This window comes from Neptuniibacter sp. PT8_73, from assembly GCF_047778045.1.
Taxonomy (GTDB): domain Bacteria; phylum Pseudomonadota; class Gammaproteobacteria; order Pseudomonadales; family Balneatricaceae; genus Neptuniibacter.
Map to the genome: position 1 here is coordinate 285224 of NZ_CP180545.1, position 14342 is coordinate 299565.

General features: G+C 44.2%; 14 protein-coding genes. 5 read left to right on the forward strand and 9 right to left on the reverse strand.

What is annotated here, in order from left to right:
* Nucleotides 1–48: 48 nt before the first annotated feature.
* Nucleotides 49–1170 carry an inorganic triphosphatase gene (locus tag ACMXYN_RS01235; protein WP_415893131.1) on the reverse strand — a complete coding sequence of 374 codons (1122 nt, stop codon included), beginning with the start codon at nucleotides 1168–1170 and terminating at the stop codon, nucleotides 49–51.
* Nucleotides 1171–1347: 177 nt separating this feature from the next.
* On the opposite strand from ACMXYN_RS01235, the gene argA reads away from it, so the two are divergent.
* The gene (argA, locus tag ACMXYN_RS01240; protein WP_415893132.1) at nucleotides 1348–2685 is read left to right on the forward strand and encodes an amino-acid N-acetyltransferase; all 1338 of its coding nucleotides are present in this window, start codon (nucleotides 1348–1350) and stop codon (nucleotides 2683–2685) included.
* On the opposite strand, the gene ACMXYN_RS01245 is transcribed toward argA, so the two are convergent.
* From ACMXYN_RS01245 to ACMXYN_RS01260, 4 genes are all read right to left on the reverse strand, one after another.
* Nucleotides 2682–4043, reverse strand: a complete 1362-nt coding sequence (locus ACMXYN_RS01245; RefSeq protein WP_415893133.1) for an ATP-binding protein — start codon at nucleotides 4041–4043, stop codon at nucleotides 2682–2684. The genes argA and ACMXYN_RS01245 overlap by 4 nt on opposite strands.
* Nucleotides 4044–4052: 9 nt before the next feature.
* Nucleotides 4053–4742 carry a response regulator transcription factor gene (locus ACMXYN_RS01250; protein WP_415893134.1) on the reverse strand — a complete coding sequence of 230 codons (690 nt, stop codon included), beginning with the start codon at nucleotides 4740–4742 and terminating at the stop codon, nucleotides 4053–4055.
* Nucleotides 4743–4756: 14 nt separating this feature from the next.
* A complete protein-coding gene (locus ACMXYN_RS01255) occupies nucleotides 4757–5020 on the reverse strand; it encodes a PepSY domain-containing protein (protein ID WP_415893135.1) in 264 nt (87 codons plus the stop codon).
* 286 nt (nucleotides 5021–5306) lie between these two features.
* Complete coding sequence (locus tag ACMXYN_RS01260) at nucleotides 5307–5552, reverse strand: hypothetical protein (RefSeq protein ID WP_415893136.1); 246 nt, start codon at nucleotides 5550–5552, stop codon at nucleotides 5307–5309.
* A 230-nt stretch (nucleotides 5553–5782) separates the two neighbouring features.
* Here ACMXYN_RS01260 and ilvD point away from each other — a divergent pair, with 230 nt between their 5' ends.
* Both ilvD and ACMXYN_RS01270 read left to right on the forward strand, forming a co-directional pair.
* Entirely contained in the window at nucleotides 5783–7615 is a 1833-nt protein-coding gene (ilvD, locus tag ACMXYN_RS01265; protein WP_415893137.1) for a dihydroxy-acid dehydratase, read from the forward strand.
* 260 nt (nucleotides 7616–7875) lie between these two features.
* Nucleotides 7876–9183, forward strand: coding sequence for an O-antigen ligase family protein (locus ACMXYN_RS01270; protein ID WP_415893138.1), 1308 nt, complete (start codon nucleotides 7876–7878; stop codon nucleotides 9181–9183).
* On the opposite strand, the gene ACMXYN_RS01275 is transcribed toward ACMXYN_RS01270, so the two are convergent.
* Nucleotides 9170–9844 carry a glycosyltransferase family 32 protein gene (locus ACMXYN_RS01275; protein ID WP_415893139.1) on the reverse strand — a complete coding sequence of 225 codons (675 nt, stop codon included), beginning with the start codon at nucleotides 9842–9844 and terminating at the stop codon, nucleotides 9170–9172. The genes ACMXYN_RS01270 and ACMXYN_RS01275 overlap by 14 nt on opposite strands.
* Before the next feature lie 90 nt (nucleotides 9845–9934).
* Between ACMXYN_RS01275 and ACMXYN_RS01280 the strand changes: the two genes are divergently transcribed.
* A complete protein-coding gene (locus tag ACMXYN_RS01280) occupies nucleotides 9935–10675 on the forward strand; it encodes a glycosyltransferase family 25 protein (protein WP_415893140.1) in 741 nt (246 codons plus the stop codon).
* Nucleotides 10676–10701: 26 nt separating this feature from the next.
* On the opposite strand, the gene ACMXYN_RS01285 is transcribed toward ACMXYN_RS01280, so the two are convergent.
* The 3 genes from ACMXYN_RS01285 to nfsA are packed head-to-tail and all read right to left on the reverse strand — an operon-like array spanning nucleotide 10702 to nucleotide 13483.
* Complete coding sequence (locus tag ACMXYN_RS01285; RefSeq protein ID WP_415893141.1) at nucleotides 10702–11445, reverse strand: sulfite exporter TauE/SafE family protein; 744 nt, start codon at nucleotides 11443–11445, stop codon at nucleotides 10702–10704.
* Between the two features lie 11 nt (nucleotides 11446–11456).
* Nucleotides 11457–12689, reverse strand: a complete 1233-nt coding sequence (locus ACMXYN_RS01290) for an EAL and HDOD domain-containing protein (protein ID WP_415893142.1) — start codon at nucleotides 12687–12689, stop codon at nucleotides 11457–11459.
* Nucleotides 12690–12745: 56 nt separating this feature from the next.
* Complete coding sequence (nfsA, locus tag ACMXYN_RS01295) at nucleotides 12746–13483, reverse strand: oxygen-insensitive NADPH nitroreductase (RefSeq protein WP_415893143.1); 738 nt, start codon at nucleotides 13481–13483, stop codon at nucleotides 12746–12748.
* A 174-nt stretch (nucleotides 13484–13657) separates the two neighbouring features.
* Here nfsA and ACMXYN_RS01300 point away from each other — a divergent pair, with 174 nt between their 5' ends.
* Entirely contained in the window at nucleotides 13658–14341 is a 684-nt protein-coding gene (locus ACMXYN_RS01300) for a TIGR04282 family arsenosugar biosynthesis glycosyltransferase (RefSeq protein WP_415893144.1), read from the forward strand.
* The last annotated feature ends 1 nt before the right edge of the window (nucleotide 14342 follow it).

Sequence of the window (14342 nt, forward strand, 5' to 3'; positions counted from 1 at the left end):
CCCCAAAATCATTCTAACAGTCTAAAGCAACTGAATGAGTGATGCTTATCATGCTTTTGTTAAACAACTTTGGGCAAGTTGCTGGTGGCTTTCCTGCCAGCGCTCGCGCCAAGATTGTTCTATCAGCTGTTCTGATATCAGCAGTGCCAAAACGCCCGGTTCTGCTGTTTGTAATAACACATTTAAGCGCGCTTCTGAGCGTTGCTGCTGTTGCTTGATCAGGTCGCTATTTTTTTGACCAGAGATAACCGCTGTACGTCGCCACGCATCTATATCTCGTAACTGCCTGATTAGTTTGCTGAGAAGGAAATCGATCTTGCCATCGGGTTCTGCAGGGACAATATCGCTGTAGGTTTCGTAGAGGGCGCCAATATTACGCAGAGACTCGAGTGCTAAAGGAATGTATTTCCAATCTTGAGTAAACTGCCAAGCTTCTAAGTAGCGTGGCCACAGACCGAGTTCTTTTTGCAACAGAGTGCTAAAGCTTTGTTCTAGCGTGGTCGATTCATCGAATTCGGGAAGTTTACGGTGAACGTCATAGGCCTCAGGATCGAGCAGTCGATAGCCTCTTTCCGCTTTACTGATATCGCTAATATAGAGAGGGACATGTTTCGCTAGATCTAATGCGAATTTGACCATCTCGGTTGCCTCGCCCTCTAGCAACTCCAGCTCCAACTCGCATAATGGATCTTCTCGGCCTTGAGCACTCACAGTGCCTTGGTCTAAAGCGATCTCGGCTTTAAGCACATTACCTTTGCTATCAAGGGTATCGAGTATCCACGTTGTACGGTTAAAGTCGGTGCTAAAAATTGGAGCGACTTGAGCATGGATATTCGGGTCTTGAAGGGCTTTAGGCCATTCTGCACTTTCAAGCAGTGCGTAATCTAATTCCGGTTGTTTAATCAGCCATTCCCACTCTTTGCGCGAGTGCATACCTGCTTCAGAAGAACCGCTGCTTTTCAGTGTCTGAATCAGCTGTTCACCTTTGCGTCGAATGCGCAGGGCTACACGATGTTGAGTCAGTTGCTGATCGGGGGTGTCGTAATAGATGTTACCTAACTGGTGACTACCCAATTCTCGAACTTGAGAGGAGCGGAACAGTGGTTGTAGTTTTAATGATTCCACATGATGCGGGCTTAAAGTTAGCTTTAGCTCTACTTCTAATGCCATCTCTGTTTTTTCTCTTTATAGGCTGCCATCTAAGTTTGCAGTCTAACGCACTAAGATAGGGCTTTAAATCACTCTAGCCGAGTATTGTTCAGATGGAGGAATATTTGGCTTTTGTGCCGATTAAGCCTACAGTAGCCGTAATAGACCTAATCATTGAAAACTGCTTGTAGACTGACTGTGAACGACGACACTAAACAATACGTCAATTGGTTCCGCCACTCCTCTCCTTATATCAATGCGCATCGGGGAAACACCTTTGTGCTGATGTTGAGTGGGGAAACCGTTGCTGATCCTAATTTTGCCAACATCGTGCATGATATCGCCTTGCTGAATAGTTTAGGTGTGCGTTTGATTTTGGTCTATGGGTCGCGACCACAGGTCGAAGAACAGCTTGCTCAAAAGCAGTTAACGACACGTTTGCATCATCACCTTCGCGTGACCGATCAAGAAACACTGACTTGTGTGATACAAGCTTCCGCCATTGTGCGGGCAGAAATTGAAGCGAGATTGTCTTTGGGTCTGCCTAATACGCCGATGGCAGGTGCGCGCATTAAGGTTGTTTCTGGCAACTTTGTGACAGCCAAGCCCGTTGGTGTGCTGGACGGCGTCGATATGGCTCATACCGGTGAAGTGCGTCGTCTAGATCATGATGCTATTGCCCAGCAGTTGGATGATGGCAATATCGTTCTGCTTTCTCACTTAGGTTACTCACCAACCGGTGAAGTTTTTAACTTATCTGTTGAGGATGTAGCGACTGCTGCCGCCAGTGCTTTAGATGCTGATAAGTTGATTTTGTTTGGTGCTGATCAAGGCGTTTTGGATAGCTCGGGCAAATTGCGTAGCGAGTTATTGACCCGCAAGGCTGAACGCTTGGTAGGACAGTATCTATCTTCATTGGAAGATACAGACCAACCACATACGGAAATGTCGCGTAATTTAGAAGCCGCAGTTGCTGCTTGCCGCAAGGGTGTGCGTCGTTGTCATCTTATCAGTTATAAAGAAGACGGTGCTCTGCTTGGCGAGTTATTTACCCGTGATGGTTCGGGTACTATGGTGCTGCAAGATTCCTACGAACAACTTCGTTCTGCAACGATTGAAGATGTAGGTGCAGTGTTAGAGTTGATCCAACCTTTAGAACAGGATGGCACGCTGGTAAGGCGTTCACGTGAAGTTTTAGAAAATGAGATCGAACGTTTCACGCTTATCGAACGCGATGGCGTAGTGATTGGTTGTGCTGCACTCTATCCGTTCCCAGAGGATCAGATGGCAGAGTTGGCTTGTGTGGTCGTTTCGCCAGAATATAAAGGGGCTGAACGAGGCGATAAGCTGCTCAAAGCGATTGAACGGCAAGCGCAGCAGAACAACCTTAAGCGGGTATTTGTGCTGACAACTAAGACTGCCCACTGGTTTGTTGAGCGCGGGTTTATCGAAACCCCTGTGGATAAACTTCCGGGTGAGAAGAAAGCGCTGTTTAATCTCCAGCGCAACTCTAAAGTATTTATGCTTAACCTTTAACTCGGGAAGTGAATCACAAAGCAAGCTCCACCGAGTGGGGAGTCTTTCACTTCTATCTGACCTTGGTAGCTACTGATAATATCGGTGGCTACCGATAAGCCAATCCCTTGCCCTTGTATTGACGTATCTAAGCGGGCGCCGCGTTGCAAAATTACTTGGCGCATCTCTGGCGTCACCCCAGGCCCGTCATCACATATGACAATTTTTAATTCGCGATCAGATTGTGATGCAGATATAGCAACGTGGCTATGGCCATACTTAAACGCGTTTTCCATTATCATACCCAGTACTTCCATAAGGTCGCGTTCGTCGCCAAAGAAGGTTAGCTCGTCAGCTAATGATGTTTCAGTAACAACATTTTTATTCCGATACACTTTTCCAAGTGCTGAGAGCATTCGTTCAATGATTGGCTCAACAGCGACGGCTTTACCGAGCGGTTTATTCTGACTTTTCACTGCGCGGCTCAGCTGGTACTGAACAATCTGATCCATTCGTTCCACTTGCTCAGAAACTAAAGACTGATAAGTATGCAGCTCGTGTTCCTCTAACTCCGCGCCACGCATAACCGCAAGTGGGGTTTTTAGACTATGGGCTAGATCTCCCAAGGTATTGCGATAGCGCTCTCGCTGTTTGCGCTCACTTTCAATCAAGCCGTTAAGGTTAGTGGTTACTGGTTCAACTTCATCAGGGTAAAGGCCTTTTAGCTTCTCCGCTTTGCCGGCTTCAATCGCTTTTAGGTCTTTGGCTAGACGTCTTAATGGGGTTAAGCCCCAACTGAGGATGAAAGTTTGCGCCAATAACGCAACGAGGAAAATAATGCCAAGCCAAGCCGTTAGCTGCTGGTTATAAGCTTGGATATCACGAATCACGAGATCATCTGATTCCATCACGGTAAACAGAAATGATTTTTCTTTGCCTGCGGTTTCCCAAATAATTCGAAGTTGGAATCGGTAAAGTTGTGCCTCTTCCAAATGCTCAAACCTAGGCTCGCCGGTAGTTAAGCCGCTAAGGTTTATCACTTGAGAAAGCTGCGGGTCGTCTAGTAGTACCGATGATAGCGATCGCCAGAGGATATTGCCCTCTTGATCATGTATAGCGGCATATAGACCTGAGTTAATTTGTTCGTAGCGAGGTTCCTGCAATCGTTCAGGGAAGAGGATGTGATCCTCTTTGAGTTCCACTGCACCGAGAAGCAGGTAGACCTGTAGCTGCAAACGGTCTCTTACCGAGTTCTCTAAACTGCTGTGGTAAGCCTTGCTCAAGGCCAACCCTGCAATAAGAAGAACGATTGGAAGAATGACTGCTGATGCAATCAACAGTCGCCCCTGCAATGACTGCAGGGGAGATCGAATATTCACGAACTATCCTTAGTCGCTAGGCTGATCAGCTGTGAGGGCAAAGCGGTAACCGAGCCCACGTACGGTAGTAATTGGCTGTAACTCTTGGTCAGGGTCCAGTTTCTGACGTAAGCGACGGATAAAGACTTCCAGTACATTACTGTCGCGGTCGAAGTCCTGATGGTACAAGTGCTCAGTTAACTCGCTCTTCGAAATGGTCTTACCTGTATTCAATACTAGGTATTCGAAGGTGCGATATTCGTAACTGGTCAGCTTAACCGGTTCGCCGTTGCGGTAAACAACGCGGCCAGTGGTATCGATTTTGAGAGGACCAAATTCAAGCACAGGTTTGGAGTGACCCGCTGCTCTTCGCAATAACGCATTTAGGCGAGCATGTAGCTCTTCCATATGGAACGGTTTAACCAGGTAATCATCTGCACCTGCTTCTAAACCTTCTACTTTGTCTTGCCAGTCGCCGCGGGCAGTCAGAATGATAATCGGAAACTCTTTACCCTCTGCGCGCCATTTCTTGATGACTTCTATACCAGATAGCTTTGGTAAACCAATATCGACTATCGCGAGGTCGTACGGGTATTCTTGCCCCATATACACCGCTTCTTCACCATCCGCAGTTTCTTCAACTGTGTAGTTGTTACCCTCTAAGGCTGTCGTCAATTGGCGGCGTAGATCTGGATCGTCTTCAACAACAAGTAACTTCATTGTATTTAAACTCCTTATTTTGGGGTAATCACGGCGCCGCTTTTGGCGTCGATCAAGACATCTTTGACATGACCCTCTTTAACGAGGCGAATTTTAAAAACGGCACGTCCTTTAAATTCAGTTGTCTCTGTTTTTATCACTTCACCACCGCTTGCTTCAATTGCAGCGGTCATGGCTTGCTTGAGTGTTAATGGCGAATCGTCTGCCATTGCCACAGGTGCTAGGCCAGTCATTAGGCTTAGCAAAAATACAGCATATCGAATCTGCTGCTTAAGCATGTAGGAAAACCTCATTGGTGCAGGTCGCTATTCAGATTACACAAACAATAGAATATTAAGCCTTAAAATCTGACTCTCGGAAGAATGCAGGATGGACCGTTAGTTTCTAAGTATCCCGTACAATGGAATGGATAGTAAATAGTTCGTGTGACCAGATAAATTACTTATATAAAGAATTTATAGCCTAGCTTACGGGCGTGAAACTGTATCGAGTGTGAATGGTATTCTGTGAGGAGGGTTTCCCCACAGAAATTTCCCAGACAGAAATTGAGATACTGAGAGCGGATCAGTCTTTCTTTTGTTTTTCTTTTAATTGTCTAACCGAAAGAATGACAAAGCGAACGTTGTAAGCCATACCGATCGCAAGCGCAATCGCAGCAGTAACAATAAATATTTGGCCTAGGGAAGGGATTTTGAAATATGAACCTACCCATAAACAGATAACGCTGATAATGGCGACAGGGATTCCCGACTTCATGAACAATTGCATCCACTTGTCAGAGCGAATCTCTTTTTTATCTAAGTTGGACATGATTAACCTCTAACACAACTAAGCTGCCAAGATTAGAGTGCGGGCCTCGACTCTGCAAGGGGCGGAACATGCATAATTTTAATCTATTGGTCGGATTAGCTTCGTGCATTTGGTAACTCATTTCGTGGTATATGCTGTTGCGAACAAAGCAATATTGGAACGAAGGTTTTCGCAACGGTTCTGTTATACTCGATAGCTAAGCAAAATTATTACAAACAAGGGTCATTGAAATGCCACAATATCGCTCAAAGACATCGACGGCAGGTCGTAATATGGCGGGTGCACGTGCTTTATGGCGTGCGACAGGTATGAAGGATGAGGATTTCCACAAGCCAATTATTGCAGTGGCAAACTCATTCACTCAGTTTGTTCCAGGTCACGTACACCTGAAAGATATGGGACAGCTGGTTGCTCGCGAAATTGAAAAGGCGGGTGGTGTTGCTAAAGAGTTCAATACGATCGCGGTTGATGATGGTATCGCGATGGGTCATGACGGCATGCTTTACTCTTTGCCTTCGCGTGACATTATCGCTGACTCTGTTGAGTACATGGTAAATGCTCACTGTGCGGATGCGATTGTTTGTATCTCGAACTGTGACAAGATCACACCGGGCATGCTAATGGCGTCTATGCGCCTAAATATCCCAGTAATTTTCGTTACTGGCGGCCCAATGGAAGCGGGTAAAACTAAACTGGCTGAGCACAAGCTAGATCTAGTTGACGCGATGGTGCTTGCAGCAGATCCAAATGCGTCTGATGAAGAGGTTGATGCAGTAGAACGTTCTGCTTGTCCGACTTGCGGTTCTTGTTCTGGCATGTTCACAGCGAACTCTATGAACTGCTTGGCAGAAGCGCTAGGTCTTGCGCTTCCTGGTAACGGTACTGTAGTTGCAACTCACGCTGATCGTGAAAACTTGTTCTTAGAAGCGGGTCGTACCATTGTAGATTTGGCAAAACGCTACTATGAGCAGGATGATGAATCAGTTCTTCCGCGCTCTGTAGGTTTTAAAGCGTTTGAAAACTGCATCACGCTTGATATCGCTATGGGCGGATCAACGAATACGATCCTTCACTTGTTGGCTATCGCTCAGGAAGCTGAGATTGATTTCACAATGGACGATATTGATCGTCTATCCCGTGTAGTGCCGCAGCTATGTAAAGTGGCGCCAAACACGCCTGAATACCACATTGAAGATGTTCACCGTGCTGGTGGTATTATGGGTATTTTGGGCGAACTTGATCGTGCCGGTAAGCTACACACAGATGTGCCAACGGTTCATGCTCCGACGATGAAAGATGCACTGGATAAGTGGGATATCATGCGTAACCCATCTCCAGAAGTATTGGAGTTTTATCGTGCTGGCCCTGCGGGCATTCCAACTCAGACAGCATTTAGCCAATCTACACGCTGGCCAACACTGGATGGTGACCGTGAGAATGGTTGTATCCGTTCATTAGATAATGCGTTCTCTTTGGAAGGTGGCTTAGCTGTACTGAAAGGTAACATCGCGTTAGACGGCTGTGTGGTTAAATCTGCTGGTGTAGATGAGTCTATCCTTGTATTCGAAGGCCCTGCACATATTACAGAATCTCAAGATGAAGCGGTTCAGAATATTCTTGATGATAAAGTAGTAGCGGGCGAAGTTGTTATCGTACGTTACGAAGGCCCTAAAGGCGGCCCGGGTATGCAGGAGATGCTGTACCCAACGTCTTACATCAAGTCTAAAGGCCTAGGTAAAGCCTGTGCATTGCTGACTGATGGTCGTTTCTCTGGTGGTACTTCTGGTCTGTCGATCGGCCACGTTTCTCCAGAAGCTGCAGCAGGTGGTGCAATCGGTCTAGTTCGTAACGGTGATATTATCCGTATCGATATCCCTAACCGCACAATCGATGTGTTGCTTTCTGATGAAGAGTTAGCGGAACGCCGTGCAGAGCAGGATAAGCTTGGCTGGAAACCAGTTGAGGCTCGTCCACGTAAGGTTTCTGCTGCACTGAAAGCATTTGGTATGTTGGCAACATCAGCTGATAAAGGTGCTGTTCGAGATCTATCTAAACTGGACTGATCATACAATCGCATTTCTCGCTCTGAAGAACCCCGCTTATAGCGGGGTTCTTTATTGATATGGGTCATGCAGCCGTATGTCCGAATAGGAGGCTTTTATTACTGATTTGCTTCTGAATTAGCCTTAGGTCTTGATATCATATGGGCGAAAAAATAATAAGCTATAAAATAGTGTGTGTATGGAATCGGTGATGCGAGTTACCTCTTCGTGCATATGACCAAAAGCTCCGGTAAGTGTTAGAAATGATAAGCAACAATTTAGTGAGAATTTTTGAATCCAACAAATTTATCCTATTTATGGTGATAAGCGCGTGTATCTATGCGGCATTTAAAGATTCATGGAAATTGTTTGCGGATATATTTCAGTCTTTAATGATCTTAGGGTCGCTGGCGGCGGTAGTAATACACTGGTCTTTTTTTAAACATGAGAAAATATTGTGGCTCATTCCGCTAGCTATAATCCTTCAATTAGGTAGTTGGTATTATTGCTTAAGCTTCTATCCAGAGCTCGCAACTAGCTCTCCTAAAGTAGGAAACCTTCTAGAGTTTTTCGTGTTTTTCTTTGTGGCTTTTTGGTTGAGAGGGCGACAGGAATATATATGGGCCCTCTTGATATCATTTACCCTTGGATCAATCTTTACCCTTCACTTGAATGGTTCTTTATACGCCGATATTTTAGCTGGGTTGTCTGGGAAGCGGATCGATTTTGATTATAGGAATGCTCAACATGGGGCATTGATAATCGGTGGTTCTATCTTGGCTATGATAGGCTACTGCAACTATCTATTGAATAAGCCGGTGATAAATAAGCCTCTTTTAGGGGGGGCTGTATTGTTGGTTTCTTTTCTTTTTCTTCTTCTTGTAATTACCCAAACTCGGCAAGCTATGTTAGCTATTGTTTTAGCTATGGTGTGCGCAATAATTTATGGGATGTATCTTAATAAGCAGATTTTTCTAAAGAATGTTTCCTTAATCTTAATTCTTTGTGCCATCGTGCTTGTGGTTGGGAATACAGAATTTATCAATAATAGATTGAATAAAGAGCTATCTATAATAACTGATTATGTAATGACTGGAGATTTCTCAGGCGCACCATTTACTAGTGTTGGTATTAGGCTGCAATTGTGGTTTGAATCAGTGTCTTGGATAGGTAAAAGTCCATTTTTAGGCTTCGGCAATGGGGTAGAGGCACATCTTATAGAGGAGTCGTCCAGATTACCAAAAGCAGTTAGAGTTAAGTTTCAGCATGTTCATAGTTCTTATGTTGCTACTTTGCTTCGTTTTGGTGTTTTGGGACTGCTTTTATGCCTACTAATATTAGTATTACCAATAAGAGATTTGTTTAGATGTAAACTAAATAGCGCAAGTGCTCGACCTATTAAATATCTTGCGATCATGTTCTTAATCTATTGGTTGGTGGTTAATATCTTTGAATCTTATTGGTATATGAAATCTGGGTTGTGGACTTTTACCGTCATTATGGCAGCTGTTTTTTCTAGTCCACTTTCAGAACGATATGACAGATATATGGCTTCTTTAAAAGGAAATGGAGAGCCTACTTCCGCCTGAAGAATGGTTTCTGGTACTCGTATATTTTTCCAAGCAACCCTTTATGTTTAGATTTCAAAAATGGGATATTGTGACTCTTCCAAGTATGTTGATACCAGTGTATTAAATGAGCATTTTTGGGGTGGGTAAATTCGATGTTCTCTCCTTGATAGGAGAAAAAATAGTCAGGGTCTAAAACTTTAACCTCAGGCGCCTCTTTAAGAGGTTCTAATACTGCTGTCATGATATCGGGCCCCATATACAAGGGCGAAGACATGATCTCTTTTTGGTAAAAATGGAGTAGATGACTTAAGATTTTGTGAGATTTGGTTGCGAAAATAGATGCAGTCCCAACTAAGCTATCATTTTCTAACCCTACACAAAAATGGCAGTCCTCAAATAACTCAAAAGGGTCACGAACAATAGTTACATCGGTGTCTAAATACAATCCTCCGAAATCATGCAATATGCGAATTCTTAGATAATCACTCACAAATGCAAAAAGTCCTCTTTTGTAACACTCTTTCGCAAATTCACACTCGTTAATCCATTCAATGACTTGCTCTGAGGCATCAGTCCATAGCTTTACCTCATAACCTTGCTTCTTCCAGTCGTTCACACAAGCGTGTGACAGAGGGGGCATTGTTTTGCCTAGCCAAATTGCATGGATTGATTTGTTCATAGGTGTCTAAGTACGTTAAAACAGTATGTAGGGTAGGGGCATCATGTTAAACTACCCTTCTAATTAAGTCAGCTGTTACCACTAGAGATCATGGATATATTCATTATTAGCTTGCCAGAAGCTTCAGAGCGACGTGAGCGAATTGCAAACATACTCAATAATGTGGAACTAGAATATGAGATCTTTGAAGCGATTAATGGCCATAAGGGATTGCCTGCTGAGCTAGTCAATTTGCCTGATGATAACTTTCGTAAAGTTTTCAAAAGTAGACCTCTTTCTAATGGGGAGAGAGGTTGCTATGCAAGCCATTATCTACTCTGGAAAAAGTGTATTGAGTTAAATAAACCAATTGTTATCTTAGAGGATGACGCTATCCCTTTGGAAGGCTTTAAAGAGGCTTTGCAAGAGATAGAGATACTTCATGAAAAATATGGATACATTCGGTTAGAAACTCAATTTGGTAATCATTCTCTTGTTCAATCAGTCAACGATAGCTTAGATCTCGTTTATTGGGATTGTAATGATATGCGAACAGGGGGGTATTCTATATCACCTGAGGGGGCTAAGGCTTTTCTCGCAGCAAGTGCTAGATGGTGTTACTCCGTTGACTATTTTATTGGTAGCTCCTATTTGCATAAGGTCCCTGCCTTAGGTGTTTTACCACCAGTTGTATCGTCTCCTAATGATTTGGGTACTTATATTCAGTTAGATGCAAAAACTAAAGTGGGTTTGTTATATAAGATTACCCGCGAGAGTTATAGGTTCTATCGTTTCTGCAGGATGGCACTTTGGAATGTAAAATCGCGAAAGCTTTTTAGATCGGTTAGGTAAATCCGTGTGCGAATAACTTACTATCTTTATAACAACTGTTGAGAGGCCTGCCAAAGTAGTCTCAGAGCCAGTAGTGTAATAACGGTTTTAAAAAGTGCTTTAAACTGCTTCTCTGGAATACGGTTGAGCATTTTAAGTCCAAGCCAAGTGCCTACCATCCCACCCAGAATCATCAGTACAATCAACGGCAGCCACTGCCAGAAAGCAAATCCCACAAAAGAAAATACAAATATCTTGAGTAAGTGCTGCATGCTCATGCAGGTGGCAAAGTTTGCGGTGCTGCTGTGTTTGTCGTAATTTTGCCTATGTACTAAACCAGCCACTAGAGGACCAGTTGCTCCGACAAATATGGACGCGAAGGTTGTGCCTGCACCGGCGACGACTAGGCCGTTTTTGCTCATCTGATGCGCGCTGGGTTTTGGTCCCCAGACTAAAAAAAGAATAAATAGTGCAACGGAAATTTGAATAAACGTCAGTGGTAGTTGTACTACGATGAGTGAGGCTAATGCCGATCCAATTAGGGCACCGATACTAAAGCTAATCACCATCTCCCAGTCGATATGCTGTCGAGTAACAATCGCACGATTGCCATTGGAGCCTAGTTGAACAAGGCCGTGAACAGGTATCAGTGCGGAAGCGGGCAGAAAAGAGGCGAGAATTACTAGTAGTAGTACACCGCCACCAATCCCCATAGCGGCAGTAATAAATGAAGTCCCAGTTGCTGCAAAAATTAGCAGCAGGGTGAGTTCGATATTCTCAAGTATCGGCACAAATGAGCCTGTTATTTATCACTTAAAGATTGCATCACTTGTTGTGACCAGCTCAGGCTATGGCGATAAGCAGCTTCATAGAAATGCTGGTCTAGTAAGAGATCTAGATCTTCAAAGTCGCCACGCTCGTAATGACAAACTTGATCTAGAATTTGCCCTAGCTGACCTTCATTGGTAAGAAGTGCAGCTTTCACTTCGGCTTGAAGAGGGACTTGCTCGAGTAGTTCAGGCATTTCCATATCCAAAAGGACATCGAGTTTAGAGAAAAGACCGGTGATAAAGTTATTAATTGGTTGATCTCGCCCAAGCATCTCGGCAAGTAGCTCACACATTCGACCGCGAACAAGCATACTGCGAGTCAGTTCTTCGGGTTTCTCTTGTGTATCTGTCACTAAAAATAGGCTGACCCATTTTCGGATCTGTTCGAAACCGAGCAGGCTAATAGCATGGGAAAGAGACTCAATCTCTCGTTGCAAGCTAAATGCAGCAGAGTTAACCACGCGTAGGATTCGATAGGTGAGCAATGGATCATTAATAACCAATTGCTCAACCGATTGAGCAGTGGCTTGTGGGCTTTGCAGCTCTACCATCATCTGCAAAAGCAGTACTTTACTACTGCCTAGCTTTTTACCTTTTACAGGTTCTGGCTTGCTTAAAAAGTAGCCTTGGAACAAAGCAAAACCGAGTTCATGGCATTTGCGAAATTCGTTTTGTGTTTCTACCTTATCCGCCAGTAATTCAAGATGGTAAGGACGTAGATCCTTTACGACTTGAGGTAACTGGTCTATCCCCGTTTTCTGAATATCTAACTTTAAAATGTGGATAAGATTGAGCAGTGGTTCATATTTAGGGTGAGGACGGTAATCAGATAGAGCGATTCTGTAGCCTTGCTGGTTTAGTATTTTTACCCGTTCAACAAATTCCGGGGTGATTTTGGAGTGTCCCAGAATTTCTAGGATAAAGCTTTCTTTTGGCAGATCAGGAAAATTATCCGCCATTAACGTTTGATCGGTTAACTTGATATAGCAAGGTAAGGAGCGGACCTCTCCTTCTTCGCAAATACTTGCGTAAGTGTTGAGTATAACGGAAGACGTTGCCAGATGATCGTTGATCGTTTTGGGTGCTTGCACATCATCATTACGATAGAGTAGCAAGTAAGCGACTACATCCTGACTTTTATTGAATACAGGCTGTCGTGCTAGAAGTAGATCCAGAGATTCACCTGCTTCAATTGATCCCGTCATGTCTTGGCTCCTATTGATTCGCTCGAGATGCTATTGATTATAACCTTATCCAAGGCTCACTTCTGTAAAAAGCCGCGTTGTTGGAGGAAAGAAAGCATATGTGGGCGTGCTTCTTTTTGCAGCATCCCTGAAATTTGCTCGCTCCAAGTCATATCCTTTTGACCGCCGGTGCGACTCTTATAATACGCTTGTACATCTTGGTCGTAAGCGGCAATGAGTTCTTTATCTTGGCTGTCATCGTATTGATCATGTTTCAGCACAACATCCAATGGTAAACGAGGTTTCACTTCGGGGTCTTGATCAGGGTCACCAATGCACATGCCAAATACAGGGTAGACCAGTTCTGGTAAGTTTAATGCGTCGGAAACCAGATCAATCTTATTCCGCAAACCACCAATATAAACCACGCCTAGCCCTTCAGATTCGGCTGCAATGGCAACGTTTTGTGCAAATAATCCGCAATCGACTGTGGCCGTAATAAATTGCTCGGTAAATCCAGATAGCATCTCAGCATCGTGCATATCGCAACTTAGTTGATGGCGTTTCATATCTGCACAGAAGACTAGGAAGGTCGGCGCCTCTTTAACATAGGTTTGATTACCTGCCCATTCTGCTAGTGATGCACGTTTTTCTGAATCATTTACTTGGATGACGGTGCAAGCTTGTATAAAGCTCGAAGTGGCTGCCGCTTGGCCCGCTTGAATAAAACGATTGATCTGCTCTTGGCTAACCGGTTTATCAGTGAACTTTCGGATAGAACGATGTGCGTTAAGAAGTTGGATTACCTGATTCATAGCAGCCCTTCGATAAAAAATTTATGCTTGAGTTGTATCACAGCCTTGGTTTTAGCAGAAGGGTGGTAGCAGATTAACTTTTGCTATAAGTGGGAATATGTTTTCCTTGAACTATCGCGTTAAGCTTAGGTCTATCAACCAGTTAGGGAATTTAATTAAAGGTTACTCCTGTATATGAGCAAAGCTTTTACGCTATTAATCTTTTGTAAGCAGCCTCGTATTGGGCAGGGTAAACAACGCATAGCGGCCTCATTAGGTGCTGAAACAACGTTTGAGATTGCCAAAGCTTTGTTGCAGTGTGCACTCGAGGATGCACAAGCTTGGTCAGGTAGGGTTGTTCTGTCTCCCGCGTCTGTTGATGAGGTTGAGTGGGCAGAGGGATTACTGGACGGTGAGCACGTTCAGGTAGTTCCACAGCCATCGGGTAATCTTGGCGAAAGGATCAATACAGTTGATCAACGTTTGAGAGAGCAAGGTCATCAAAACATAGTGACTATCGGAACTGATGCACCGATTTTAACCTTGGACCTTCTTCAGCAGGTTTGCCATAAGATGGCTGATTATGATGTTGTTTGCAGTAAGGCCGATGACGGAGGCGTCACCGTGATGGCTTCAGGGGTTGCATGGCCGAATATTGAAACACTGCCTTGGAGTACTGAGCGTTTGGCTCAAGGACTCGAAGAGTGTTGTTTAGATGCAGGGCTGTCAGTGGGCTATATCGAACCGACTTATGATATTGATCTTGAAGCAGATCTGGTGCGATTGATCGAGGATCTCAAATCGGATCGGCGGCCTGCAAGAAAAGCATTACTGCAGTTGATAACGCCTATAGTGAATAACAGGATGGTTACAAGTTAGG

Coding starts and splice junctions, on each gene's coding strand:
- ACMXYN_RS01235 (WP_415893131.1), bottom strand. CDS start 1,170: ATGGCATTAGAAGTAGAGCTAAAGCTAACTTTAAGCCCGCATCATGTG.
- ACMXYN_RS01250 (WP_415893134.1), bottom strand. CDS start 4,742: ATGAAGTTACTTGTTGTTGAAGACGATCCAGATCTACGCCGCCAATTG.
- ACMXYN_RS01255 (WP_415893135.1), bottom strand. CDS start 5,020: ATGCTTAAGCAGCAGATTCGATATGCTGTATTTTTGCTAAGCCTAATG.
- ACMXYN_RS01260 (WP_415893136.1), bottom strand. CDS start 5,552: ATGTCCAACTTAGATAAAAAAGAGATTCGCTCTGACAAGTGGATGCAA.
- ilvD (WP_415893137.1), top strand. CDS start 5,783: ATGCCACAATATCGCTCAAAGACATCGACGGCAGGTCGTAATATGGCG.
- ACMXYN_RS01275 (WP_415893139.1), bottom strand. CDS start 9,844: ATGAACAAATCAATCCATGCAATTTGGCTAGGCAAAACAATGCCCCCT.
- ACMXYN_RS01280 (WP_415893140.1), top strand. CDS start 9,935: ATGGATATATTCATTATTAGCTTGCCAGAAGCTTCAGAGCGACGTGAG.
- ACMXYN_RS01290 (WP_415893142.1), bottom strand. CDS start 12,689: ATGACGGGATCAATTGAAGCAGGTGAATCTCTGGATCTACTTCTAGCA.
- nfsA (WP_415893143.1), bottom strand. CDS start 13,483: ATGAATCAGGTAATCCAACTTCTTAACGCACATCGTTCTATCCGAAAG.
- ACMXYN_RS01300 (WP_415893144.1), top strand. CDS start 13,658: ATGAGCAAAGCTTTTACGCTATTAATCTTTTGTAAGCAGCCTCGTATT.